Source organism: Acrocarpospora sp. B8E8 (assembly GCF_039871605.1).
Taxonomy (GTDB): Bacteria; Actinomycetota; Actinomycetes; order Streptosporangiales; family Streptosporangiaceae; genus Acrocarpospora; species Acrocarpospora macrocephala.
Window position 1 is genome coordinate 1 of the sequence record NZ_JBDPLV010000178.1, and the last position, 2094, is coordinate 2094.

2 protein-coding genes are annotated in these 2094 nt (G+C 71.0%); one reads left to right on the forward strand and one right to left on the reverse strand.

Annotation, left to right across the window (positions count from 1 at the left end):
* Window positions 1-1167: hypothetical protein (locus ABGB08_RS54405; protein WP_347608412.1), on the reverse strand; the 1167-nt coding region annotated here is incomplete at its 3' end.
* A 166-nt stretch (window positions 1168-1333) separates the two neighbouring features.
* Between ABGB08_RS54405 and ABGB08_RS54410 the strand changes: the two genes are divergently transcribed.
* Window positions 1334-2094 (forward strand): hypothetical protein (locus ABGB08_RS54410; protein WP_347608415.1); only part of this gene is annotated, 761 nt, incomplete at its 3' end.

Here is a 2094-nt window from a genome sequence, read left to right on the forward strand (position 1 = left end):
GCCCGCCGTGGCATTGCCCGCCGTGGCATTGCCCGCGGTGGTGGCGGTCGCGGGGAAGGAGACCACCGACAAGTTGGACACGTTCGCGTCGACCCCGCCGATCCGGTCCAGCCCGGCCACCCTCGCGCGGCGGGCCCGGGTCGCCGGGGCCGCATACCCCGCCCCGAGGACCAGCAGATGCGCCTCATACCGCCACCCGCCCGGCACGGCCGGGTCAGCGACCCGCACCAGATCGATCTTGTGCCAGCGGGCAGGATCGGCCAGATAATGGCTCAGGAAGGGCCACCGGCCCGCGCCCTGCGGCAGCCGGACCGGCAGCACCAGGTCCCCTCTCCGGCCGGCGGGCCCGCCGGAGAACACGACAACGAGCGGCCCGGCATGGTCCCACCACGAACCGGCCGCCCGGCCCACCGCCGCCGCCGACGCCGGCGGGACCGGCATCCGGCGCGGCTGCGCCAGCACCGACTCCCCGGCCCCCATCACGTCGGCACCCCGGTCGATAGTCGTGCCGCCGGGAACACCGGGAACACTGGGAATGCCGGGGACGCCGTAGGCGGCCAGATGCCCCTCCAGGGTGCCGTGCAGGCGGAAGGTCTCCCATTTGCGTGGGCTGGTGTGGGAGCGGGCCCGGCCCGGGATCCGGGTGTAGTCCCACCACGGCAGTCTGCGGCGTGGGGCCCCGGCCCGCCGCCCGGCCGCGTCGCCGAACAGGTGCCGTTCCACCCCGGTCCAGACCTCGTCGGCCTGGTGCATGACCAGGGCCTTGGTGAGGTGGGCCTTCAGGTGCCCGGCCGCGTCCAGATGCGCGTAGCCGCGCTGCTCCAGGCCGGTGCGGGACAGGCCCAGCTCGCGTCGCCACGCGGGTTCGTCGGCGACCCGGCGCCGGTCGCCGTGCCAGTAGGCGGCCACCATGTTCGCCGCGTCCCGGCGTAGCGCGCGTTTGATCTGCCACATCGCGGAAAACAGCTGCTCCAGACGGCGCCGGTCGCCCGGGGTGGTCACGGACAGGGGCAGGCGGATCACCGAGACCGGCCCGTCTTTGTCGCGTTTCCACGCGGGCTGTTTGTTCTTCCCCCGGAACCGCCGTGGCGCCGACGAGGACGACGAGGACGACGAGGACGACGAGGAGAGGCTGCCGGGCAGGCCGGCATCGACGCTCCCAGTCACCCCACGTGTCACTCCCGTCACGGCCATGATTCCACCATGACAGAGACCACTGACAAAACTTCATTTCCATCACCCACTCCCACGGGCGACGGGCGACGACGGAAGGTAACCGACTCTCACCATCAGTCGATAGCGGGTGGCCGGTATTCGCGGTTACGGTGCAGCCGTGCTGCGAATGCGTTTCGCCGCCCGCACCTCGGCTGAGCTAGGGGTCTGGACCGGACTGTCCGGCGCCCAGTTCCTGCCCCTGATCAAGAAGCTCCGGCATGTCCGCGCGGACAAGCGCCGCGGGCATCCCTGGGGCCCGGCATTCGCCGACCGGGTCCTGCTGCTGGTCCTGTCGTATCGGACCAGCCTGACGCTGCGCCAGCTGGGCTCGCTGTTGGCGACCTTCGACTCGGCCGCGCACCGCATGGTCAAAGACCTCGCCCCGCACCTGAGCAAACTCCTGGGCCCGCCCCCGAAAGACAAGCGCGAGCTGTGGATCGCCGACGGCACCCTGATCTCGGTCTACGACCAGAAGCGGACCAAGAAATCCAAGAACTACCGGCGCGGCGTCAACGTCCAGGTCATCGTCCGGGACCGGTGCGTGATCGCGGTCGGCGACGCCTGGCCCGCAACCGGAACGACTCGTCGTCTTCCGCGAAACCCTGCCAAGGATCCGGTGGCCGCCGGGTATCCGCGCCTGTTCCGGCGATGGCGGCTACTGGGGCTGTGCCCTGACCCGGTCCCGGCCCGGGGCCCGGACGGGAGGATTATCCGGGACTGGACCTACAAGCGGTTCCGGCGACGCCGGGCCGTCGTCGAGCATGTTCTGGCCCGGCTCAAGGACTATCAGATCCTGCGGCAGTGCCGCCGGGAAGGAGATGCGATCAACGATGCGGTGCGCGGCGTCGCCGCGCTACACAACCTGAAGATCGACGTCCC